Annotated in this window: 20 protein-coding genes and 1 riboswitch; of the genes, 11 read left to right on the top strand and 9 right to left on the bottom strand. The window is 60.2% G+C overall.

Features of this window, described 5'->3' with window-relative positions; all coding sequences use genetic code 11:
* Nucleotides 1-98: 98 nt before the first annotated feature.
* On the bottom strand, nucleotides 99-1,391 hold the full coding sequence (locus ACSQ3J_RS05170; RefSeq protein ID WP_436038801.1) for a GSCFA domain-containing protein: 1,293 nt from the start codon (nucleotides 1,389-1,391) through the stop codon (nucleotides 99-101).
* 187 nt (nucleotides 1,392-1,578) lie between these two features.
* On the opposite strand from ACSQ3J_RS05170, the gene ACSQ3J_RS05165 reads away from it, so the two are divergent.
* From ACSQ3J_RS05165 to ACSQ3J_RS05155, 3 genes are all read left to right on the top strand, one after another.
* Nucleotides 1,579-2,685 carry a polysaccharide pyruvyl transferase family protein gene (locus ACSQ3J_RS05165; protein ID WP_436038800.1) on the top strand — a complete coding sequence of 369 codons (1,107 nt, stop codon included), beginning with the start codon at nucleotides 1,579-1,581 and terminating at the stop codon, nucleotides 2,683-2,685.
* A gap of 537 nt (nucleotides 2,686-3,222) precedes the next feature.
* Nucleotides 3,223-3,552, top strand: coding sequence for a hypothetical protein (locus ACSQ3J_RS05160; protein WP_112834481.1), 330 nt, complete (start codon nucleotides 3,223-3,225; stop codon nucleotides 3,550-3,552).
* A 445-nt stretch (nucleotides 3,553-3,997) separates the two neighbouring features.
* Complete coding sequence (locus tag ACSQ3J_RS05155; protein WP_060501338.1) at nucleotides 3,998-4,531, top strand: DUF992 domain-containing protein; 534 nt, start codon at nucleotides 3,998-4,000, stop codon at nucleotides 4,529-4,531.
* A gap of 77 nt (nucleotides 4,532-4,608) precedes the next feature.
* On the opposite strand, the gene ACSQ3J_RS05150 is transcribed toward ACSQ3J_RS05155, so the two are convergent.
* From ACSQ3J_RS05150 to thiC, 7 genes are all read right to left on the bottom strand, one after another.
* The gene (locus ACSQ3J_RS05150; RefSeq protein ID WP_244481780.1) at nucleotides 4,609-6,438 is read right to left on the bottom strand and encodes an ABC transporter ATP-binding protein/permease; all 1,830 of its coding nucleotides are present in this window, start codon (nucleotides 6,436-6,438) and stop codon (nucleotides 4,609-4,611) included.
* Nucleotides 6,439-6,569: 131 nt separating this feature from the next.
* Nucleotides 6,570-7,313 carry a hydroxymethylpyrimidine/phosphomethylpyrimidine kinase gene (locus ACSQ3J_RS05145; protein ID WP_060500351.1) on the bottom strand — a complete coding sequence of 248 codons (744 nt, stop codon included), beginning with the start codon at nucleotides 7,311-7,313 and terminating at the stop codon, nucleotides 6,570-6,572.
* 10 nt (nucleotides 7,314-7,323) lie between these two features.
* A complete protein-coding gene (locus ACSQ3J_RS05140; RefSeq protein WP_060500349.1) occupies nucleotides 7,324-7,929 on the bottom strand; it encodes a thiamine phosphate synthase in 606 nt (201 codons plus the stop codon).
* Complete coding sequence (locus ACSQ3J_RS05135; protein ID WP_060501334.1) at nucleotides 7,926-8,699, bottom strand: thiazole synthase; 774 nt, start codon at nucleotides 8,697-8,699, stop codon at nucleotides 7,926-7,928. Before ACSQ3J_RS05135 ends, ACSQ3J_RS05140 begins: the two co-directional genes overlap by 4 nt.
* Nucleotides 8,700-8,701: 2 nt before the next feature.
* The gene (thiS, locus tag ACSQ3J_RS05130) at nucleotides 8,702-8,899 is read right to left on the bottom strand and encodes a sulfur carrier protein ThiS (RefSeq protein WP_060500347.1); all 198 of its coding nucleotides are present in this window, start codon (nucleotides 8,897-8,899) and stop codon (nucleotides 8,702-8,704) included.
* Nucleotides 8,896-9,876, bottom strand: a complete 981-nt coding sequence (gene thiO / locus ACSQ3J_RS05125) for a glycine oxidase ThiO (protein ID WP_436038798.1) — start codon at nucleotides 9,874-9,876, stop codon at nucleotides 8,896-8,898. Before thiO ends, thiS begins: the two co-directional genes overlap by 4 nt.
* A gap of 2 nt (nucleotides 9,877-9,878) precedes the next feature.
* A complete protein-coding gene (thiC, locus tag ACSQ3J_RS05120) occupies nucleotides 9,879-11,714 on the bottom strand; it encodes a phosphomethylpyrimidine synthase ThiC (RefSeq protein WP_060500342.1) in 1,836 nt (611 codons plus the stop codon).
* An 87-nt stretch (nucleotides 11,715-11,801) separates the two neighbouring features.
* Nucleotides 11,802-11,941: riboswitch (TPP riboswitch) on the bottom strand.
* Nucleotides 11,942-12,093: 152 nt separating this feature from the next.
* On the opposite strand from thiC, the gene ACSQ3J_RS05115 reads away from it, so the two are divergent.
* The 8 genes from ACSQ3J_RS05115 to ACSQ3J_RS05080 all read left to right on the top strand — a co-directional run bounded on the left by ACSQ3J_RS05115 (nucleotide 12,094) and on the right by ACSQ3J_RS05080 (nucleotide 19,211).
* Nucleotides 12,094-12,762, top strand: a complete 669-nt coding sequence (locus ACSQ3J_RS05115; protein WP_060500341.1) for a GntR family transcriptional regulator — start codon at nucleotides 12,094-12,096, stop codon at nucleotides 12,760-12,762.
* A gap of 217 nt (nucleotides 12,763-12,979) precedes the next feature.
* The gene (bioB, locus tag ACSQ3J_RS05110) at nucleotides 12,980-13,972 is read left to right on the top strand and encodes a biotin synthase BioB (RefSeq protein ID WP_060501332.1); all 993 of its coding nucleotides are present in this window, start codon (nucleotides 12,980-12,982) and stop codon (nucleotides 13,970-13,972) included.
* Entirely contained in the window at nucleotides 13,969-15,114 is a 1,146-nt protein-coding gene (locus ACSQ3J_RS05105) for an 8-amino-7-oxononanoate synthase (protein ID WP_060500338.1), read from the top strand. Before bioB ends, ACSQ3J_RS05105 begins: the two co-directional genes overlap by 4 nt.
* On the top strand, nucleotides 15,111-15,746 hold the full coding sequence (bioD, locus tag ACSQ3J_RS05100) for a dethiobiotin synthase (RefSeq protein WP_060500336.1): 636 nt from the start codon (nucleotides 15,111-15,113) through the stop codon (nucleotides 15,744-15,746). The genes ACSQ3J_RS05105 and bioD overlap by 4 nt, the downstream gene beginning before the upstream one ends.
* On the top strand, nucleotides 15,743-17,008 hold the full coding sequence (locus ACSQ3J_RS05095) for an adenosylmethionine--8-amino-7-oxononanoate transaminase (RefSeq protein ID WP_060500334.1): 1,266 nt from the start codon (nucleotides 15,743-15,745) through the stop codon (nucleotides 17,006-17,008). Before bioD ends, ACSQ3J_RS05095 begins: the two co-directional genes overlap by 4 nt.
* On the top strand, nucleotides 16,984-17,994 hold the full coding sequence (locus ACSQ3J_RS05090; protein WP_060500333.1) for a beta-ketoacyl-ACP synthase III: 1,011 nt from the start codon (nucleotides 16,984-16,986) through the stop codon (nucleotides 17,992-17,994). The genes ACSQ3J_RS05095 and ACSQ3J_RS05090 overlap by 25 nt, the downstream gene beginning before the upstream one ends.
* Nucleotides 17,995-18,117: 123 nt before the next feature.
* Nucleotides 18,118-18,864, top strand: coding sequence for a 2OG-Fe(II) oxygenase (locus tag ACSQ3J_RS05085; RefSeq protein WP_060500331.1), 747 nt, complete (start codon nucleotides 18,118-18,120; stop codon nucleotides 18,862-18,864).
* A 122-nt stretch (nucleotides 18,865-18,986) separates the two neighbouring features.
* Nucleotides 18,987-19,211, top strand: a complete 225-nt coding sequence (locus ACSQ3J_RS05080) for a hypothetical protein (RefSeq protein ID WP_060500329.1) — start codon at nucleotides 18,987-18,989, stop codon at nucleotides 19,209-19,211.
* Between the two features lie 10 nt (nucleotides 19,212-19,221).
* On the opposite strand, the gene ACSQ3J_RS05075 is transcribed toward ACSQ3J_RS05080, so the two are convergent.
* Complete coding sequence (locus ACSQ3J_RS05075; RefSeq protein ID WP_060500327.1) at nucleotides 19,222-21,564, bottom strand: polysaccharide biosynthesis tyrosine autokinase; 2,343 nt, start codon at nucleotides 21,562-21,564, stop codon at nucleotides 19,222-19,224.
* Nucleotides 21,565-21,602: the final 38 nt, after the last annotated feature.

The raw sequence follows: 21,602 nt of genomic DNA, 5'->3' as shown, positions 1-21,602 counted from the left end.
CACAGCAATGCTGTTGCCACTGTCTAGCTTTCGGCAAGCGTAGTCTTGGATTGCGTGCGAAGTCCATCTTCGGTGCAGGGCGGCTGGAACAGGATTGTTCAGGTTACCAGCTCCACAACGCCTTGAAGTGCCAAGAGACCAATAGCGACCTTGGAAAGGATTCCTGCAACGCGTTTTATCTTGGATTGGGGTTTTCCTGGGGCGGCTGCCTTCCGTACAAGCATCCGCTTGGCGTCGGCTCTGGCCGACACTCTTTCCCTTATTCTCGCTTGACGGCGGGCTTCCCGCCTTTCCTCTATCTTCTGCCGCCTGATTTCGGAATAGGTCAAGCCATCGCTCTCTTGACCGTTCATCCCGATCTTCAAGTCTTCCTCTATGGCGGCTTTGAAAGTCTTCGTCAGTGAATCCTTGGAGAGTCCTGGGGTGCAGTAGAAGGACTCGAACATCTGCATGTTGAAATCCAGGATGTGGGGCTGGACGTGACGACGATCGACTTCCCACTGGTTATTGAAAAGGCGGGTCACTGCCTCGTAACTGGGCATATAGTGAAGTCGGTCATCATCCCCGTGTCCTCGCAGGAATTCATCCAATGCTCCCCGAATGACAGCCTTTGAGACGGCATCGGCTGTGAGGCAGGAGATCGGCCGGAAGGTCGCCGTCAGAGGAATCGGGGAAACTGAAAAAACGATATGAGCGTCCGACCGGAATTGCCGGATTATCGAATGGATGGCCTTAAGATTGGCAAGGGTTTCGGTGTGGGTCGCCACCCTGAATTTGTGTCTGCCCGGGTCGTAGCGATCTTTCGGTACGGCTCTCCAAAAAACCTCTCCGGTAACCTCATCGTACCATATCTCCGATAGGCCAAGCGTGATGATGAACAGCCCTGCACTATCCAAGAGTGCCTTGGTGTCCAGCCTGACACTCTCCTCATAGCCAAACTCCTGGGCTTTGAAGCCGTGCCACAGATCTCCTTTGGGTATCTTGTTCAGCCAAGCCCATTCAAACTGCTGGAGGATGGCGGAGGTGTTGACGATGCCATCGCCCATCTGCGTAATGTACGCCTTGTTGTCCCCTTTGGTCAGAACGGTGTAGCCACGATTGTGCAGATAGTTACTGATGTTGGCGGCGAAGCACGAACCGAACGCGACGATGGGCGTGTCCTTGGTAACGAACTTTGATGACGGCTCCCAGCCCTTCATCACATACTCATCAATAAAGTCCGGCTGAGAAAAGGAGTTGTTGGTCGGGTGAAAGTTCGTATGTCCCCCTCTGAAGAAACTCCCAGAAGCTTTCTTCACTTCACCATCCTGAACATACTCAAATAACGCCACAGCCATATCTCCGGTTGTGCCAAAATGTTTATTCACTGAACGGCGATAGTCAACTGACATCACACGAAATACTCTTGCAAGAAAGCATACTGACTCTGCCGCGCACGGTGAGTGCTGGACGACCCGGAGTTCGCTGCGTCGTCACGTGCGGATACGAATGAACTGTTCAATCGTCCCATTTTTGTATACTGGCTGACATCCGTATATTAGCTTCCATTTGCGAGGCCGTGTTGCAGAGGAATTCCTGGTGAGATCGATTTTCAATGCGCTGATGGATCGTGCATCCGGCAAGAAATCCAATAATCTTGCGCGTTACACCCGCCGTCATGGCAAGGTTCCTTTGTCCTGGGCCGGATCCACGTCGACGATGGATTACCTGAATGTCGGTGATGCGCTCAGCGCTGTCATGGTGGCGCTTCTGTCCGGCCGGGACATCGAGCGCGTTCCGTCGAAATCGCAATCGCTGCGCATGGCCTGCGTCGGAACAATCGGTCATGGCTTTGCCGGCGGCGAGGTCTGGTTCTGGGGGACGGGCGCCTCGCTTTGGGAAAATCCGAGCGCGCCGATGGAAGATCGCCGCCGCTTCAGTGTGGCCGGCGAGGCCGGCTTTCATGTTACGGCGACGCGCGGTCCTTATTCGGAGAAACTCCTGACAGGAAAACCGGAAGGAACGGTCGGGGTTTATGGCGATCCTGTCTGGTTGCTTCCGCGTTTTTACAATCCTGCGCCGGTCAAGAAGTGGAAACTTGGCGTCATCGTCCATCTTTCGGAGCTTTCCGACCGCGACCCGGAAACCCACGTCAAGCCGGACCTTTTGCGCTACGGCATTCCCGAGCATCTGCACGACCATGTCCATCTCATCAACACCGTGACGCCGATCGGGATGAATGCCATCAAGGACAAGATCGACGAGATTCTTGCTTGCGACCGGATCGTCTCGACCAGCCTGCACGGCATGGTCTTCGCAGAAAGCTACGGTATCCCGTGCCTGCACTTTCCAACGCACGGTCCTCATAAGGGATTGAACGTGCGCAAGCTCGATGACAGCTGCGACCTCGATACGCGGGTGATCGATCTCTATCGGGGGCTCGGCATGTCCGAGTTGCCGGTCTATACGCAGTCCCATCGTGAACCGACCGACTGGGAAGACCTGATGGCCGCAATCGATCGGGCCTGGGTAGAAAGGGCCTTCGATGCGCAGAAGCTTATTGATGCCTTCCCGCTGGATGTCGAGCCCTTGCAGGCCCCGCAGGGCAAAACGATCTGGGATCATCCCGTGTTGCAGGCGCTCGTGCTGCAGCACGACGTCAACGAACTGAAACACGCCGACAAGCAGCGGGCTGCAGCCAGGTAGCGTCGTTCTCCACGGCGGCCGCTGTGCAACACGTCCACTCCGATGCGTTGAGCAGATCTCGATGGCCGCGGCATCGAGCGATGGATCGTGACACGGGATGGCTCCTTGATATGATGTCCGGAGCTATCGGACCATGTCCGCTGTCCACCCAACTGGCGGTCTGTGGAGGCTATTCTGCTGCTTTGTGGGTGGCGCTGCACAGAAGTGACTAATCGGGCTGCGCCATCTTTGGGGGTGTTTTGCATGTTCATGGGGCTGGAATCGTCATTGGCGGCTGGCGCAGCGTGACTTTCACAGGGAAAGCGCGTCCGGGAGATTGCTGGGAATGAGCATGAATTCCTAGTAATTTCATGTGAAAACAATGAGTTGATTGGTTGTCAGTGCGTCGAGGCGCTTGCTCCTTCAGGGTGATTACTGTCAAAAATTAATCGCGATGCGCGCATTAGGGTGGGCCGAATTACACCTGCCTCATTCATGCCGCATTCACATTTGGAGCGCTTTAAAGCCTGCAGCCGATTGGGCTTTAGGGAGTAGAAAATGCAGAGAATGAAAATCGCCGTTGCCGCCGCTGCGGTGTTGTTGACAGCCAGTGCCTCTCATGCGGAAGACCTCGTCTTCACGCTGAAGAACGGCACGAAATCGGTGCTCAACAATTTCCACGCTTCGCCGGTCGGCGTCGACAAGTGGGAAGACGATATCTTCGGCAGCCAGGCGCTTGGCGCGGGCGAGACCATGGAAATCACCATCGCCGACGGCCGCGACGTCTGCAAGTACGATATGCGCTTCGAATTCCAGGGTGATGATCTCGACGTCACCACCGACACACAGGATCTCTGTGAGCTGGGCGAATACACGATCGAAGAATAAGCGTTTCGACGCTTGATTTGCCCCGTCATCGCTATCGTGGTGGCGGGGTTTTCATTTTGACCTGGCGTTGCGTTCGCAAAGCGTCAGTCAGCGGGGATAGAGCTCCCCAGAGCGCCAGATGCGGCATCAGTGTTGGCGTGCCAGAACGCATTCACCATCCCCTCCCATAGCAATCTCGTTTTTTCATAGGGAGCGGCCCGGTTCTGTGTGATTTTGGTGACGGGCAGCCAGCGTCTGTGGGCGTACCGCTCGGGCTGCCGGGACTGCCTTCGAAATGTCCTAATAACCGGTAAACAGTTGAAGGCCTGTCATCTGCAACCGATTCCAGCCTGTCTCGCCTTCATTGCGCCAGCTGGGATCGCTGCGAAACACTCGATGACGTGAATGAATCTATCGACTGAACGGCTGCGTGCCCTACCGGCCCCGGTTTGAGAAGGAAAGAATGATGAAAAAGACACTTGCTTTGGCGCTCACCACCGCGACCCTGGCCTTGACGGGCGGAATTGCCGTTCAGGCTGCCGATCTGGCAACTGGCGCACCGGCTCCCAGCTATCAAGAGAGCGACGTGCGTGGCGGCGTGAAGATCGGCTACCTCGAATGCGAGGTTGGCGGTGGCGCCGGCTATGTTCTGGGCTCGGCCAAGGAAATCGATTGCACGTTCCATTCCTCAGTCGGCAAGGAACGCACAGACCACTATACCGGCGCTGTCAGGAAGATGGGCGTTGACCTCGGCTTCACGACGCGCAGCAAGCTTGTCTGGGCGGTGCTTGCGCCGACGGCAGGCTACCATCAGGGTTCGCTCAGCGGTCTCTACCAGGGCGCAAGTGTTGAAGCCACGGTCGGTGCGGGCGTCGGCGCCAATGTCCTCGTGGGCGGCACGTCCGGCTCGATCCACCTCCAGACCATCAGCGTGACGGGCCAGCTCGGCCTCAACCTTGCTGCTGGCGGCACATCGGTGACGCTCACAGCCGTCAACTAAATCGTCCCGCTTTCCCCCTTCGTCTTCTTGAAGGGGGAAAGTTCAAAAGCTGGCTTGCGTTGGCGCACGCAGTCAGTTCAATCCGCCAGTTCAGGATTGTCCGCGCGAAGGCTTTTGGGTCTGAGCAAACGGATGGCCTTGCCTGCCGGGCTGCCCTGCAGTTGCAATACGCGTGTGAAGAAGCGGTTGCCGGATGCCACCCTGCCGATGTTCACGATAGCCGCATTGCCCAGCTCCTGCTCCATGAAGGTTAGGACTTGCTGGTAGGCATCGCGGTCCAGGGTATCGAGCGCCTCGTCAATGATGATCCAGCCCGGTTTGTGCAGTCCCAGCCGGGCAATGGCCAGAAGCCTGATTTCGACTTCGTTGAGTTTCAGCCTTGTCCGCATGTCCTGATCGAGGCTGTTTTGCAGCTTGCTCAAACCGACCTTGGACAGCACCGAGACCAGATCGGATTTTTTAAATTTTCCTGGATTTTCGGGATAGCTGAGGACTTCCTCCAGCGTCCCGGGTGAGAAATAGGGTGTTCGTGGCACAAAGGCGATGTTGTCACCGCCGGGTAGAGCAATGCGTCCGTGTCCCCATGGCCAGAGGCCGGCCAGCGACCGGAAGAATGGCGCTTTTTCCACATCCGAATCACTGGTCACGAGAACGCGTTCGCCGGGCCCGATTTCGATATGCTGGTCGGCGAGCTTGATGCAGCCGGACGGGAGGGCGATTTCCAGGCGGTCGATGGTCAGGCGGTCACCCTCAGCCTTGGCAAATTCGATGCGCTTGTCGTTTTCGTGCCGTTCGTCGGTCATCAGGATTGCGGAGCGGAAGGCGGCGACCCGAAGCAGCGTTGCCCGCCAGTCGGCGATGCTGTCGATATTGTCGACGAACCAGCGTAGCGACGTGTTCACCTGATTGAACGCGCCAACGGCCATCATCAGGCCGCCGAAACTGAGATCACCATTGAAATAGACGGGGGCTGCGATGACGATAGGGGCGACGACCGTAAGCCAGCCATAGCCTGACGTGACCCATGTCAGCCGTGTCAGGGCCATCATCAGCTTGTTGCTGATTTCCAGAACCGAGGCCAGATCACGCTGGAGACGGCGCTTTTCATTGGCCTCGCCGGAGGACAGTGACACCGCTTCTATATGTTCGTTGACCCGCATCAGTGAGAAGCGCAGGGCGGCTTCCCGCGCATAGTGGTCGCCATTGATCTTGACGAGCGGGCGTCCGACCACCCAGCTCACGGCCGCAGCGGTCCCGGCGTAAAGGAAGGCCGCCCAGACCATGTAGCCGGGAATATTGAGATCATAGCCGCCAATGTGAAAAATGAAGCCGGACGAAAGCGACCACAAAACGCCGACGAAACTGGCAAGCAGAATGCCCGACTGGAACAGGCCGATGGTAAGGCCCGCCGTCAGGTCGGCGAGATGACGGGCGTCCTCGTGCACGCGCTGATCGGGATTGATGCCGATGGCGCCTGCATTGGCAAGGCGGAAGGCCCGCGCCGGCTTCATCCATTCGCCGATCAGATCGAGCGTCAGCCCCTCACGCAATTTGATCCGGATCCACTGGTTGAGCCAGGTTTGCAGCACATTGAGGATCAGCAGCGTACCGGCAATCTGGCCGAAGGTGATGAACTGCATTAGAAACGCGGAGAGATCACGCCGCTCGAGCGTATCGTAGAATGGTTTGTACCATCGGTTCAGCAAGATCTGCCCGACCGCAGTCGCCAATATGACGGTAATGATCCCGATTGAGAGCCATATGATGGTCTTGCGGACGGGCGAGGCGACAAAGGCTCGCTGCATCATGCGGAGCTGATCGAAGAAGGGCTGCTCGTCGTCGGTTTCTACACGCTGGTTACTCTTACCATTCATGTCATGCGGCATCGGCGCGAATCTCTCCACCACGGTCTTCACCTCCGAAATATAGCGCGTCCGAAGCGCTATCCCTAAGAAAGATTAGCAAAAGAGGATGGAGCGATGCAGCCCAAGGTATTTCTTCGCCTGCGATCATCGCAGATCGGCGGGTAAATGGCTGTTCACGTTTCGCGGAACTTTCCATGCACGAAGGCCTTGGCCTGGGCGATTGCCGCCGCGAGCGGGTCTCCAAAGGCCAGGCGCGCGGCAATCGCGCTGGCGAGCATGCAGCCGGTGCCGCGCATCGCCGCAGCGAGGCGAGGGGACGCAAAGGATCGATCAATCTGGTCCGGTTGGAAGAGCAGATCGATGGCTTCCACGCCACCGGCATGTCCGCCCTTGACCAGAACCGCCTTTGCTCCAACCCTCAAGAGGCTCCGGGCCTGGTCACCCACACTGCCGGGCGATGTGGCAACCATCGATGCCGCCAGCACTGAAAGCTCCGGCAGGTTGGGCGTGATGAGCGTACATGCCGTGAAAAGATCGCGTAACGCGGCCGTCGCGGCCGGAGCAAGAAGGGTGCGGCCGGACGTCGAAACCAGAACCGGGTCGAGAACCACAGGAATGCCGGGGTTGTCCGCAAGCACCGTTGCAACAGCGGCAATCGTCTCTGCGGTTGCGAGCATGCCGATCTTGATGGCGGCAATTGGATTGGCCGATAGCGCGGCACGCATCTGCTGCGCCACGCGGTCGGGTGGAACGGCATCGATATGCTCGACGCCTTTATGTGTTTGAACCGTGACGGCGGTGATCGCCACCGAAGCCTTGACGCCAAAGGCGGCCAGCGTCTCGATATCGCGCACGATCCCGGCGCCGCCGGACGAATCCGAGCCGGCGACAACAAGCACGTGGGGCACGTGGTTCATCGAAACGCCCTCACCGGAAACGCGCCGTGCGTGCAATCCATTCACGGGTCCGCGCTTCCGGATCGGCATTGAGGATGATGTCGGTGACAACAGCGGCGCTATCAGCGCCATGGGCAAAGACGCCGTCGATCCGGTCGATATTGATGCCGCCGATCGCCACCAGCGGCAGCGCGCCGACGCGTGTCTTCCAGTCGCGCACTTTCTCCAGCCCCTGTGGCGCCCATTTCATCTTCTTCAGGATGGTCGGCCAGACCGGCCCGAGCGCCACATAGTCCGGCGCAGCCGCAAGCGCCGTCTCCAGTTCGGTCGCATCATGGGTGGAGAGCCCGAGCTTGAGCCCAGCGGCGCGAATGGCGGTGACATCGGCTTCGGCGAGATCCTCTTGACCGAGATGGACGAAATCGCAGCCTTCCTCGATTGCAACGCGCCAATAGTCGTTGATGATCAACTGGCAACCGTGGGCGCTACAGACCGTTTTGGCGCGTCGGATGGCCGTTCGCAGCTCAATATCGGTGCTGTCTTTCATCCGCAACTGCACGAGCTTGACGCCGAGCGGCACGAGGCGATCGATCCAGTCGGCGCTGTCGACGATCAGGTAAAAGGGATCAAGCTTCATGAAAACACCGCCTTGCCGATGATGGGCGTCGAGGGAACGGCCATGTCGCGCGGCTCCAGCATGCCGGCGTGAAATGCTATGCGGCCCGCATCAATCGCGCCGCTAAAGGCGGCGGCCATCGCAGCCGGATCGGCGGCTCCTGCAACGGCTGTGTTCAGCAGAACGGCGTCGAAACCGAGTTCCATGACGGTGGCGGCATGCGATGGCCGGCCGATACCGGCATCGACGATCAGCGGCACCTCGGGAAAGCTTGCCCGCATGCTACGCAGTGCCGGCAGGTTTACGGGACCCATGGCCGAGCCGATGGGAGCACACCAGGGCATCAGCACCTGGCAACCCGCATCGAGCAGCTTTTCCGCCACGACAAGATCGTCGGTGGTGTAGGGAAAGACCTTGAAGCCTTCACCGCTCAGAATGCGGGCCGCTTCGACCAGCGCGAAGACGTCTGGCTGCAACGTGTCATGATTGCCGATCACCTCGAGCTTGATCCAGTCGGTGGAAAACAAGTCGCGGGCCATCTTGGCGGTCAAAACTGCTTCGGAAACAGTATGGCAGCCCGCTGTATTCGGTAGAACCCGGACGCCGAGCGTGCGGATCAGCTCGAAGAAGGCGCCGCCGGTGCGGCTGCCCGCTGTTTCCCGGCGCAGCGACACCGTGACGATATCGGTTCTCGATGCCCGAACCGCTTCGGCGAGAACGGCGGGAGAGGGGTACCGGGCGGTGCCGAGCAGCAGGCGCGAAGATACCGAGGTTCCGTAGAGCGTCAACATCATTAGCCCCCCTGCATCGGCGACAGGATCTCGATCCGGTCGCGTTCACCGAGCGGAAATCCGCTACGCTCTTCGCGATGCACAAGCTCACCGTTAACGGCCGTCGCCAGCCATTCGCCTTCGTAATCGAGAGCAGCCAGCAGGTCGGCGAGTGTTGCCGCCGCGACCTGCTGTTCCTCGCCGTTGATGATGAAAATCATGAAGCCATCCTTTGTCTTTGTTCTCCAAGGAGACGCCGTGCCACCTCTCCAGCCATGGCGGGGGCGAGCAGGTAGCCATGGCGGTAAAGGCCATTCACATGCAGGGTGCGCCCCTCCTCGGTTACGCGCGGTAGGTTGTCGGAATAAGCAGGGCGCACGCCCGCGCCGGTTTCGATAAGCTTCGCCTCGCCAATGGCGGGGTGGAGTGCATACGCGGTATTCAGCAATTCCATCAGCGAGCGGGCCGTGATGGGGCCGGCATCATCGCTTTCGATCATGGTCGCGCCGACCATGAAACGGTTCTTTCCGCGCGGCACGATATAGATCGGGTGACGTGGATGCAGCAGGCGGATGGGGCGGGAAAGGCTTATCTCGCCGGTTTCGAGTAGGAGCATCTCTCCACGCACGCCGCGAAGATCGGGAAGCAACCCGATCTGTGCCGGGCCGGTGCAATCGACGGTGCGGTCATAATGGGCTTCCGCTGGGACGCCCCGGGCGCCGAACAGGAAACGCATACGCGTTTCCTCCAGCGCTCCGGTCAGCGCGGACAATGCCTGCAGTGGATCAAGATGGGCTTCCTGTCGGAAAAACAGGGCCTTGCGGAAACGGCCGGCGAGGTCCGGTTCCAGTGCCGCAATCGCCGCTTCGTCCAGCCACTCCCAGCCGGTGGTGCGGCCGGCAAACCGGTCCAGTTCGCCAGTGTCACGGCTGCCCGCGACGACCAGCGTGCCGCAGCGCTGCACATGGCCGGGGAGTGCAGCCTCCCACCAGTCGGCGGCCACTCGGCCGAGTGTCAGCACGGGTTCATCCGCGCTTTCCCGCTCGCACCAGGGGGCCAGCATACCGCCGGCAAAGCCTGACGCGCCGGTGCCGATCCTTTCGGCGCGTTCGAGGATGGTGACCTCGAATCCGTGGCGGTAGAGTTGCCAGGCGACCGTGAGGCCGGCAACGCCGGCCCCTTTGACGAGGATACGCATGGTCACTCTCCGGCTGGCACAACGGTGCCATCCGGGCTAAGGGGCATATAGAGCGCGCCACCCGCCTGGAATTTCGCGGCCATCGCCTCAAGCCCCTCCTTCTGCGCCTCGGCGCGGATATCGTGGGAAATCCGCATGGAGCAGAATTTCGGCCCGCACATCGAGCAGAAATGCGCCACTTTGTGGGCTTCCTTCGGCAGGGTCTCATCGTGGAAGGAACGCGCCGTTTCCGGATCGAGCGACAGGTTGAACTGGTCTTCCCAGCGGAACTCGAAGCGGGCGCGCGACAAGGCGTCGTCACGCAATTGCGCGGCCGGATGCCCCTTGGCGAGATCGGCGGCGTGGGCGGCGATCTTGTAGGTGATGACGCCGACCTTGACGTCGTTGCGGTCGGGCAGGCCGAGATGCTCCTTCGGTGTGACATAGCAGAGCATCGCCGTACCGAACCAGCCGATCATCGCGGCACCAATGCCTGAGGTGATGTGGTCGTAGCCGGGGGCAATGTCGGTCGTCAGCGGTCCAAGCGTGTAGAATGGCGCTTCGCCGCAGACTTCCAACTGCTTGTCCATGTTCTCTTTGATCTTGTGCATCGGCACATGGCCAGGGCCTTCGATCATGACCTGGCAATCTTTCGCCCAGGCGATCTGGGTCAGTTCGCCAAGCGTTTCCAGTTCGGCAAATTGTGCGGCATCATTCGCATCGGCAATCGAGCCGGGACGCAGGCCGTCGCCGAGCGAGAAGGTCACGTCATAGGCGCGAGCAATGTCGCAAATCTCGTCGAAATGCTCGTAGAGGAAGCTTTCCTTGTGGTGATGAAGACACCACTTGGCCATGATCGAGCCCCCGCGCGAGACGATGCCGGTGACGCGGTTGACGGTGAGCGGGATATAGGCGAGCCGCACCCCGGCATGGATGGTGAAATAATCGACGCCCTGCTCGGCCTGCTCGATCAGCGTATCGCGATAAACCTCCCAATTCAGGTCCTCGGCGATGCCGTTGACCTTTTCCAGCGCCTGATAGAGCGGCACGGTGCCGATCGGGACCGGCGAGTTGCGGATGATCCACTCGCGGATATTGTGGATATTACGGCCGGTCGACAGGTCCATGACGGTATCCGCACCCCAGCGCGTCGCCCAGACCATCTTCTCGACTTCCTCGGCCATCGACGAGGTGACGGCGGAATTGCCGATATTGGCGTTGATCTTCACCAGAAAATTCCGGCCGATGATCATCGGCTCGGATTCCGGGTGGTTGATATTGGCCGGGATGACGGCCCGGCCGCGGGCGATTTCCTGGCGGACGAATTCGGCCGTGACGTGATCGGGAATGCTGGCGCCGAAATTCTCGCCGTCGCGCACCAGCGCACCCTCCGGCGGCTTGCGGCCAAGGTTTTCGCGGATGGCGATATATTCCATTTCCGGGGTGATGATGCCGGCGCGGGCATAGGCGATCTGGGTGACGGCCTTGCCGTTTCTGGCACGCAGGGGATGATTGCGGATCGGAAATTCCGGCGTCAGCCGTTCACCGGTGGCAAATCCGTTGTCTTCCGGTTTGATGTGCCGGCCGTCATAGGCCTCGACATCGCCGCGGGCGGTGACCCAGGCCTGGCGCTGCCGGGGAAGGCCGGCATCGATCGAGACGAGATGGGCCGGATCGGTGTAGGGGCCGGAGGGGTCGTAGACGGAGACGGGTGGTTCGCCAGAGGTCGGGTGCACGGCAATTTCGCGCATGGGAACGCGGATATCCGGGTAGAGTTCGCCCGGAATATGCACCTTGCGGGAGGCCGGCAACGGGCCGGTGGTAACGGTGGGAGTGAGGTTCTTGGCGGCAATAGTCATGGTTGAGGCTCCAAAGTTGGAGACCCAGTCATCAGAGCCGGAATGATGAAAAGACGCTGACGCGAATCCGCACACGGAATCCGAGTCGTCGCAGCGCTTGCACCGTCCCTACGCCAGTATGAACTGGATCAGGTTCAACGGGTCACTGCGCTGCTTGAGGGTGGCAAAAGCCACCGTTCGCGCCAGCAGAATCTCAGCCCCTTGTCGGGACCCCCCTGGTGAATGTGCCAATCTAGGCACAGTTTTGGACGAAGCGTCAAGGGCCGTTTGGTGCGCCGTCGTCCGGCCGCTGCTCTCTGCCCGTCGCAAGACTGTGAAGATGTTCAATGATTACAAGCGCGCCCTCGACAGCGCCGCCCCGGCAAATTATCTATAAAACATGACCTCAGCGAGCGAAGACACGATTGCCAGCCGCATCAGCCGCATCCTGGCCGACAGGATCGTCACCGGACAATTGGACCCGGGTACGAAGCTGCGCCAGGACCATATTGCCGAGGAGTTCGGGACCAGTCATGTGCCCGTGCGCGAGGCTTTCCGGCGGCTGGAGGCGCAGGGGCTTGCGGTCAGCGAGCCACGCCGGGGCGTGCGGGTCGCGTCCTTCGATCTGAAGGAAGTGCGCGAAGTTGCGCAGATGCGCGCTGCGCTTGAGGTTTTAGCCCTTCGCCACGCGGCACCGCATCTGACGCCTGCGATCCTCGATCAGGCTGAAGAAGCGACGGTCGCGGGTGACAATTCCCGCGATGTCCGCTCCTGGGAAGAGGCAAACCGGCGTTTTCACACGCTGATTCTCACGCCCTGCGGCATGCCGCGGCTGCTTGCAGCGATCAGCGATCTGCATGCGGCCAGTGCCCGGTTCCTGTTCGCCAGTTGGCGGTCGGAATGGGAAGTGCGCACCGATCATGATCACCGCGCCATCCTGACCTTTCTGCGTCAGGGCAATATCGAGAACGCCGCTCCTGTCCTCGAGCGTCACGTGCAATGGATAGGCCAGAAGCCCGTCCGTAACGCCTCCGGCGCCACGCGGGATGCCTTCGCCATCGTCGGCTGAGAATTATTTTCCACTTCCTTTTTTCCTGATTTTGACTGCTTTCGGTGCGTCTCTCCGGATCATGGAGGCGCGTGCTGCGGGAATTTTTACGCCATACACCAAAAAGGCGGTTGCGATTCCATGGCTTTGGATAAATTATAGATAATTATTATTTTTAATCTATCATGCTAGGTGGATGATGCTGAGAAACGAAAGTTCTGCCGATTTCCCGATTGAAATGGGTCTTTTAAAGGAAAATTCGCACGATGAAAGCGCCGGAACGGAGCGGCATTCTCTCGTTGATGCAAAAATTATCTATAATTCCCCGTTCAATGATCTGCTGTTCCGGGCGCAATCGGTTCACAGAGAAAACTTCGATCCGAATGCCGTGCAGATCAGCCGGCTCCTGTCGATCAAGACGGGCGGATGCGCCGAGGATTGCGGGTACTGCAGCCAGTCGGCACGCTCTCCGACGGGGCTGAAGGCCTCCCGGCTGATGATGGTGGAAAAGGTGCTGGCGGAAGCGCGCAAGGCCAAGGCCGAAGGGGCCAGCCGCTATTGCATGGGAGCTGCCTGGCGCAGCCCGAAGGATCGCGACATGGAAACGCTGGTCGCGATGGTCGAGGGGGTCAAGGCGCTCGGGCTTGAGACTTGCATGACGCTCGGCATGCTGTCGCCGCAGCAGGCTGGGACGCTGGCCGAAGCCGGGCTCGACTATTACAACCACAACATTGACACGTCGGAAGAATTCTATCCGCAGGTCATCACCACCCGGACGTTTGCTGACCGGCTGGATACCCTTGCGAATGTCCGCGATGCCGGCATGAAGGTCTGCGCTGGGGGTATTCTCGGCATGGGAGAAACGACCGACGATCGCATTTCCATGCTGGTGACGCTCGCCAACCTGCCGGAACCACCGGAAAGCGTTCCAATCAACATGCTGATCCCGATCCCCGGCTCGCGGCTTGCCAATGCCGAGCCGGTCGATCCGATCGAATTCGTCCGCTCCATCGCGCTTGCCCGTATCCTGATGCCGCGTTCGCATGTGCGCCTCTCGGCCGGGCGCACGCAGATGAGCGACGAGATGCAGGCGCTCTGTTTCTTCGCCGGTGCCAACTCGATCTTTGCCGGCGATACGCTGCTGACGGCGGATAATCCGGGCGAGGATCACGACACGGCCCTGTTCCGCCGCCTTGGCCTGAAGCCGATGGACCTGGGGCCGGGCGAATGATGGATCAGGGCCTTGCCCGTTATGAAACCACTCTGGCGGGGCTGGAGCGGAAGGGCAGGCGGCGCATGTTGGTCCCGCAGGCCGGGGCTGATTTAAGTTCGAACGATTATCTGGCGCTTGCCGGATCGGCGCGGCTGGCGAAAGCGATTGCGTTTGCCCTTCAGCGCGGCGTTCCAACGGGGGCTGGCGGTTCCCGGCTGCTGCGCGGCAATCACCCGGAGCACGAAGCGCTGGAGGCTGAGGCGGCCTCCTTCTTCGGAGCAGAGCGTGTCCTCTATTTCGGCAGCGGTTATGCCGCGAACGTGGCACTTTTCTCGACGCTGCCGCAGCGAGGCGATCTCGTCGTCTATGACGCTCTGGTACATGCCAGCGCCCATGAAGGCATTTTGGCCGGCAAGGCGCAGACTGCGGCCGCTGCCCACAATGACGTTGGATCCTTTGCGCAGGCGATCGAACAGTGGCGCAGTCAGGGTGGAACCGGCCATCCGTGGATTGCCGTGGAAAGTCTTTATTCGATGGATGGCGATCGTGCGCCGCTGACGGAACTTGCGGCCCTTGCCGAAAAGCACGGCGGTTTTCTGGTGATCGATGAAGCCCATGCAACTGGCGTCTTCGGTCCCGATGGCCGCGGCTTTGCTGCCGAATTGAAAAACCGATCCAATGTCATCGTCCTTCACACCTGCGGCAAGGCGCTTGGCGTCTCCGGCGCGCTGCTCGGCGCAAGCGCAGTACTTTGCGATTACCTGGTCAACCGGGCGCGAGGTTTCATTTATTCGACCGCGCCGTCGCCGCTGATGGCGGCTGCGGTCCGCGAAGCCTTGCGGGCGCTGGTGGATGAACCGCAGCGCCGCACCGATTTCGACGAACTGCGCAATTTCGCCAATGCCGAACTGACCGCGAAACTCGGCGTCGCCGGCAGCGGATCGCAAATCCTGCCGGTTCTGATCGGCGACAATGGAAGCGCCGTCCGGGTTGCGGCGCGCATGCGGGCGGAAGGTTTTGATATCCGCGCCATCCGGCCGCCGACGGTGCCGGAAGGCACGGCAAGGCTGCGCATCGCCATCACGCTGAATGTCGACCGGCCAACGATAAGCCGCATGTTCACTCGGCTGGCGGCCATAATGACAGAGGAAAAACCATGAGGCGTTTCGTGGTGACAGGCACAGATACCGGCATCGGCAAGACGGTGTTTTCCGCCGCACTGGCGGCGGCACTTGGCGGTTATTATTGGAAACCGGTGCAATCGGGACTGGATGAGGAGACGGACAGTCAGGTCGTCCATCGGCTCGGCCGCCTGCCGCCGGACCGTATCCTGCCCGAGACTTACAGGTTGCAAACACCGGCCTCGCCTCATCTTGCGGCCCGGCTGGACGATGTCGAGATCGACCCGGAGCGGATCACGCCACCGGAGACAGCCGTGCCTCTGGTCATCGAGGGTGCGGGCGGCCTGCTGGTGCCGCTCACAGAAACGGTCGTCTTTGCCGATGTCTTCGCGCGTTGGCAGATCCCGGTCATCCTCTGCGCCCGTACGGGGCTCGGAACGATCAATCACACGCTCCTGTCGTTGGAAGCACTGCGCCACCGAGCCGTTCCCATTTTCGGCGTCGCCTTCATCGGTGATGAGCAGGCCGAAACCCAGCGGATCATCGCGGCGATGGGCAAGGTGCTTATTCTCGGACGCTTGCCGCGTCTCGATCCGTTGACGCCAGATGCGTTGCACCAGGTATTTCGCGACAACTTTCAACTCTCCGCGTTCCGGGAGAAAATGGCATGAGTTCTCCAGTCTGGCACCCTTTCACCCAGCACGCGCTGGAACCTGCGATGAAACGCATTGTCCAGACCGGCGGCGCGTACCTGACCGATGACAGCGGCGCGCGTATTCTCGACGCCATATCTTCCTGGTGGGTGATCACGCATGGTCACCGCCACCCGGCGATCACGGCGGCGATCCAGGCGGCATGCGAAACCTACGACCAGATCATATTCGCTGAATACACCCATGAACCAGCCGAAGAGCTGGCGCGCGGCCTGTTGCGGGTCGCACCGCGGGGGCTCTCGCACGCGTTCTATTCCGACAGCGGCTCGACCTGCGTCGAAGTCGCGTTGAAAATGGCCCTCGGCTTCTTCCACAATTCCGGCGCCCAGCGCCGCCGTATCTGCGTGTTGGAACATGGCTATCACGGCGACACGATCGGCACGATGTCGGCTGGCGAACGTGGTGTCTTCAATGCGGCCTACGAGCCGATGCTGTTCGGCGTCGATCGCCTGCCGTTCCCCAGGCCCGGCCGCGAACAAGAGACGCTGGATGCCTTCGAGCGGTTCTGTGCGACGGGAGATGTGGCCGCCTTGCTGATCGAGCCGCTCATCCTCGGGGCAGGCGGTATGCTCACCTATCCCGCCTCGGTTCTCAGCGAGTTGAAGCGGATCGCCGAACGCCACGGCACTTTGTTGATCGCCGATGAAGTGATGACCGGTTGGGGGCGCACCGGCACTGTCTTTGCCTGCGAACAGGCCGGTGTAGCACCGGATATCCTGTGCACCTCCAAGGGTTTGACTGGTGGCGCGCTGCCCTTGGCGGCAACTTTGTGCACGGCCGAGATTTTTGAGGCGCATCTTTCGGCCGACCGCCGGAAGACATTTTTCCATTCCAGCTCCTACACCGCCAACCCGATTGCCTGTGCCGCCGCGGTCGCCAATCTGGCTGTCTGGGAAAACGAGCCGGTTCGCGAGCGCATCCGGTCGCTGGAGGTCATGCAAACGGAGAGGTTGGCCCGCTTTGAGTCGGATCGGCGCTTTAGCAATGTCCGCCAGACCGGGACGATCACCGCGCTTGATCTCACAGTGCCAGCCGGAGGCTATCTGTCAGAGGTTGGCCCGAAGCTCAGGGCCTTCTTCCGTGTGCGCAAACTGCTGATCCGGCCGCTCGGCAACGTGATCTATCTGATGCCGCCCTATTGTGTCGCTGCCACCGACCTTGACCGGGCCTATGATGCGATTGACGAGGCAGCGGCATGGTTCGCAGCGGGCCGCCTGTGAGAGGCGCCCGCTCGTCCCGGCTTGCCGGTTTCGGTCACAGCGTGCCGGGGCGCTGTGTCGAAAACGCCGAAATAGAGGGCAGCCTCGGTCTTGAACCGGGCTGGATCGAGCGCCGGACCGGGATCAGGACGCGTTACTGGGCCGAACCCAGCGATACCCTGTCCGGGCTTGCGGCACGGGCAGGCGAGGCCGCAATCGAAGACGCTGGCATCTTGCGGGAAGACATCGCATTGACGCTACTCGCCACCTCGACGCCCGATCATCTGTTGCCGCCATCGGCACCGCTGCTCGCTCATCGCCTCGGGTTGGTGAATTCCGGCGCTATCGATCTCGCCGGGGCGTGCTCCGGTTTCCTCTATGCGTTGACGCTCGCCGATGGCTTTGTTCGCGCGCATGGCCGACCGGTGCTGGTGGTTGCCGCCAATATTCTCAGTCGCCGGATCAATCCTGCCGAGCGGGCGAGCTCCGTTCTGTTTGCCGACGCTGCCGGCGCGGTCGTTTTGATGCCCGCGCGTGATGAGGAAACGGGACTGCTCGGTGTCGATCTCGCCGCAGATGGGAGCCGCTACGATCTGATCTCCATTCCGGCCGGTGGCAGCAACCGTCCCTTCGCGGCGGATGTCGACGCACAGGATTGCCTGATGACGATGCGCGATGGGCGCGAAATGTTCACGCAGGCGGTCGGGATGATGAGCGGTTGCGCGCGCCGGGCGCTCGATGACGCCGGGATCGACGTGACGGATATCCACCGGTTCATTCCGCATCAGGCCAATGTCCGTATATTCGATGCCGTCTGTCACGATCTCGGTATCGCACTTGAAAGGACCGTCCGCACGATCGGCGAATACGGAAACTCCTCCGCTGCCACCATCCCGCTTTCCTTATCGCTCGCCCATCAAGTGGCGCCCGTTTTGCCCGGAGAGAAATTGCTCCTGACGGCGGCAGGAGCGGGATTGACAGGCGGAGCCTGTGTCGTCGGAATGTAAACTAAATCTTACCGTTTCTCTGCGCAGCCGAAACGAAGCCGTGCAGGAAACGGGTGGCGGCCAGCCTGCCTAACCGTCATTCAAGAAGCTTCGCTGTCACACGAGAATCTTGGAGGCTCTGTCATGAATGTCTATTCGAAAACCCCGCCGGTTTCTTCAGCACTGTCCGCCGAGGCGCGTATCGCCGGGTATGACTGGAACCACCTCGACAAAGAACTCAACGGCTTCGGGTGCGTGGTCATTGAGAAGCTATTACTCCCCGAGGAATGCCGGCAGATTGCCGGGCTCTACCCGGAGGAACAACACTTCCGCAGCCATATCCACATGGCCCGTCACGGTTTTGGCAAGGGCGAGTATCGCTATTTCAAATATCCGTTGCCGGATCTCATTGGGGATTTGCGCAGTGCGCTTTATCCCCGCCTTTCCGACGTCGCCAATGCGTGGAACGAGCGCATGGGCATAGCTGAACGCTATCCTTCCGGGCATGCAGCGTTTCTCCAGCAGTGCCACGATGCAGGCCAAGCCCGGCCAACACCGCTTTTGCTGCAATATGTCCCGGGTGATTTCAATTGCCTGCATCAGGATCTCTATGGCGATCTTGCCTTCCCGATCCAGGTGGCGATCCTGCTCTCGGAGCCTGGCGAGGATTTCACCGGCGGCGAGTTTGTGTTGACGGAGCAGCGCCCGCGCATGCAGAGCCGCGCAGAGGTCGTGCCGTTGCGTCAGGGCGATGCAGTGGCATTCGCTGTTCACAATCGGCCGGTTCAGGGCTCAAGAGGCAATTACCGGGTCAATCTGCGCCACGGGGTCAGCCGCATTCGCTCAGGCATGCGCCACACCGCCGGCATTATTTTTCATGACGCCAGATAGGTTGCGATGCGACGCGAAACCTCACAAAGCGCAGGCTCCTATTGGATTTAAAGGCGGGTATCGGTTGCCTGGCTCCATCATCTTTGGTAAATTTTATCTTAAGATTAATGGAGCGATCAGCCATGTCGAGCGTCACGCATCGTTTCGAAAATTACATGAGAAACGGCATGGGTGGTTGGGCACGCTCGCAACCCGTCGCTGTCCGGGTGTTGCTTTTTCTGCCCTGCCTTCTGGAGTACCTGATCGTCTATGCTGTTTGCACCGCCGCGATTGCGATGGTGGTTGTTCTGATGGCGCTTGTGGCGGTCTTCGGGCTGGACGCGGAGCGCCAGCCCGGTCTGCGCTGAGGAAAATCCCTCAGCGCGCAGCCTTGAATGGCTGCTCGATATAGTAGCTCTCATAGCTCTTGCGGTATTTTTCCGCCGCGCCGAAATCGCTGTATTTTCCAAGCTCGTCCATATCCGTCTTGTTGAGTATGACGCCCAGGATCTTGGCGTTGAATTGCGGATCGGAATGCAGCACGTCCCGAACCAGACGGGCAGGCGTCTTGCCCCATTCGATGACCATCAGGAAACCGTCGGCAAAGGGCGAGAATGCCTTGGCGTCGATAACCGGAGCCAGCGGCGCCAGATCGACGATGACATAATCAAAACTCTTGCGGGCATTGGCAATCAGCGTCTCCATGCCCTGCGAGGCAAGCAGCTCGTTGGTATGGTAGAGATGGTCGCGCGGTGCGATCGGCAGGATCGCCAGCCGGGTCTGCGGGTCGACCCTGAGCGCCGACGTCCATTCTTCTTCGCCCAGGACAGCATCCACCAATCCAGTTTTCGGGGCTGGCGAAATCATCTTGCTGATCGCCGGGTTGCGGATGTCGGCGTCGATCAGAAGCGTCCGTTTACCGCTGGCCGCAAGCAGCCCGGCAAAATTCGCGGCGATCGTCGATTTGCCTTCACCCGGCAGCGCCGAGACGACACCGATAACGCGGTTGGGGCGGCCCTGCAGGATAACGTCGCTGGCAAGCTTGGCATTGCGGAGTGTTTCGGCAAACGCCGATCGCGGTGCGTCGACGGCAATCCGTGTCATGCGGTTCAGCGGCACGTCGGCGTCAGCCGGCTTGTCCGCCTTATCCTGTTCCGATTTGGAAAGACGCTCCCGTGTCTTGCTCCACATGCTGACGGTCTTCTTGCCGATCAGCGGCAGGTAGCCGAGTGACTTGTGTCCGAGAACCGATCTGATGTCTTCCTCCAGCCGGAAGAATCGCTCGCGGAATTCCTGCAGGCCGGCAATGACAGCGCCCAGCATGAAGCCCAGTACGATGGAGAGTGCAAGCACCATCGTCCGTTTCGGGCTGGATGGCGAGACTGGCACTCCGGCATCGGAGATAATGCGGGCCTTTGCAATCGGGAATGAGCGTTGCTGGGCTGCTTCCTCGAAGCGCCCGAGATAGGATTCGTAAAGTGTCTTCAGGGCCGTCGCACGCTGTTCGAGCCCGCGCAATTGCACCAGCGACCGGTTGGCCTCGGAATTGTTGCCGACCACACCTTTGATACTCTTGCGCAGGGAAGCCTCGCGAGATTGGGCGACTTCGAACTCGTTGCGGTAGCTGCTGGTTATCTGCTGCAATTCCCGGAAGATCTGACCGGCAAGTTCGGTCTTCTCCGCCCGCAGGCTGACGGCCTGGGGGTGATCGGCGCTGAAATTCTGCGTGACGGCCTGCTCGCGCTTGCTGATGGCCAGATAGCGCGTCCGCAGGTCTTGAATGACCGAATTGTCGGTCTGGTTTGACGAAATCGTCGCGTTGTTCACCGCGTTTTCGGCGCCCTGGTCGATGATAGACTTGAACTGGTTGTAGCGGGCGGAGGCGCTGGCGCTGTCGGCCTGCGCAACAATCAGCTGGCTGTTGAGGTCGGACAGTTGCTGCTCCGACATCAGCTCACCGCGTGTCGAGGTCAGGCCATTGTCAGCCTTGAACTTCTCGGCCTCGAGCGATGCTGCCTGCGCGCGCTGGCCAAGGTCGGTCAGGCGTTCCTGGAGCCAGACGGAAGCGCGCTCGGTAGCGTCGAAGTTCGCGTTCAGCTGGTCGGTCAGATAGGCATTGGCATAGGCGCGGGTAATGGTTGCTGCGAGTTTCGGATCGGTGGATTTGTAGGACACCGCCACGACGGAGCTTCGCGCTACCCGCTCGACCGTCAGGCCCTGCTGGATATATGCGGCGGCGGTTTCCCGCTTGCCGTTGCGTGCCGCCGCTTCGGAAATCTCCGGCCCTGAACTGAACATGCCAGTAAGGGATTTGACAGCTGCTTTCACCGTTGACATCAACGACCGCGGCGGGTTGAGAACGGTTTCGTTTTCACCGAGATTTTCCGCGTCGGTAACGCGAAGTGCCAATTCGCCCGATTTCAGGATTTCGACCGCGCTGGAAAGCTGGGTGTCGGCCTGTTGGGCGCTCTGGGGCGATGGCGCTTCCTCTGCATATTTAGACAGGTTTTCGTCGAGCAGGATTTGCGTCTGCGAGGTGTAGACCGGTGTCGCGAACACCAGATATGCCACGCCGAGCATGAAGCAGAGAACAACGCAGAGGGCCACGACCCTTGAACGGCGAAACGCGATTGCGGTCAGCCGGTTCAGATCGATGAACGTGTCGGACTCATCGCCTTTCAGCGATGGAACGGTGTTCAACGGAAGAGGTCTTTGATTCATGGGCCGTCTGGTCTCCGGGTACTTTTTCGTGGTTGGTT

The sequence above is a fragment of the Rhizobium sp. LjRoot98 genome (genome assembly GCF_964252935.1).
Lineage (GTDB): Bacteria > Pseudomonadota > Alphaproteobacteria > Rhizobiales > Rhizobiaceae > Pararhizobium.
The sequence above is the reverse complement of the archived record's forward strand: the minus strand, read 5'-3'. Positions and strand labels throughout refer to the sequence as shown.

What these genes read in the sequence shown, in the direction of transcription:
- ACSQ3J_RS05170 (WP_436038801.1), bottom strand. Translation starts at nt 1,391, where the DNA reads ATGTCAGTTGACTATCGCCGTTCAGTGAATAAACATTTTGGCACAACC.
- ACSQ3J_RS05160 (WP_112834481.1), top strand. Translation starts at nt 3,223, where the DNA reads ATGCAGAGAATGAAAATCGCCGTTGCCGCCGCTGCGGTGTTGTTGACA.
- ACSQ3J_RS05155 (WP_060501338.1), top strand. Translation starts at nt 3,998, where the DNA reads ATGAAAAAGACACTTGCTTTGGCGCTCACCACCGCGACCCTGGCCTTG.
- ACSQ3J_RS05145 (WP_060500351.1), bottom strand. Translation starts at nt 7,313, where the DNA reads ATGAACCACGTGCCCCACGTGCTTGTTGTCGCCGGCTCGGATTCGTCC.
- ACSQ3J_RS05140 (WP_060500349.1), bottom strand. Translation starts at nt 7,929, where the DNA reads ATGAAGCTTGATCCCTTTTACCTGATCGTCGACAGCGCCGACTGGATC.
- ACSQ3J_RS05135 (WP_060501334.1), bottom strand. Translation starts at nt 8,699, where the DNA reads ATGTTGACGCTCTACGGAACCTCGGTATCTTCGCGCCTGCTGCTCGGC.
- thiS (WP_060500347.1), bottom strand. Translation starts at nt 8,899, where the DNA reads ATGATTTTCATCATCAACGGCGAGGAACAGCAGGTCGCGGCGGCAACA.
- thiO (WP_436038798.1), bottom strand. Translation starts at nt 9,876, where the DNA reads ATGCGTATCCTCGTCAAAGGGGCCGGCGTTGCCGGCCTCACGGTCGCC.
- thiC (WP_060500342.1), bottom strand. Translation starts at nt 11,714, where the DNA reads ATGACTATTGCCGCCAAGAACCTCACTCCCACCGTTACCACCGGCCCG.
- ACSQ3J_RS05115 (WP_060500341.1), top strand. Translation starts at nt 12,094, where the DNA reads ATGACCTCAGCGAGCGAAGACACGATTGCCAGCCGCATCAGCCGCATC.
- bioB (WP_060501332.1), top strand. Translation starts at nt 12,980, where the DNA reads ATGGGTCTTTTAAAGGAAAATTCGCACGATGAAAGCGCCGGAACGGAG.
- ACSQ3J_RS05105 (WP_060500338.1), top strand. Translation starts at nt 13,969, where the DNA reads ATGATGGATCAGGGCCTTGCCCGTTATGAAACCACTCTGGCGGGGCTG.
- bioD (WP_060500336.1), top strand. Translation starts at nt 15,111, where the DNA reads ATGAGGCGTTTCGTGGTGACAGGCACAGATACCGGCATCGGCAAGACG.
- ACSQ3J_RS05095 (WP_060500334.1), top strand. Translation starts at nt 15,743, where the DNA reads ATGAGTTCTCCAGTCTGGCACCCTTTCACCCAGCACGCGCTGGAACCT.
- ACSQ3J_RS05090 (WP_060500333.1), top strand. Translation starts at nt 16,984, where the DNA reads ATGGTTCGCAGCGGGCCGCCTGTGAGAGGCGCCCGCTCGTCCCGGCTT.
- ACSQ3J_RS05085 (WP_060500331.1), top strand. Translation starts at nt 18,118, where the DNA reads ATGAATGTCTATTCGAAAACCCCGCCGGTTTCTTCAGCACTGTCCGCC.
- ACSQ3J_RS05080 (WP_060500329.1), top strand. Translation starts at nt 18,987, where the DNA reads ATGTCGAGCGTCACGCATCGTTTCGAAAATTACATGAGAAACGGCATG.
- ACSQ3J_RS05075 (WP_060500327.1), bottom strand. Translation starts at nt 21,564, where the DNA reads ATGAATCAAAGACCTCTTCCGTTGAACACCGTTCCATCGCTGAAAGGC.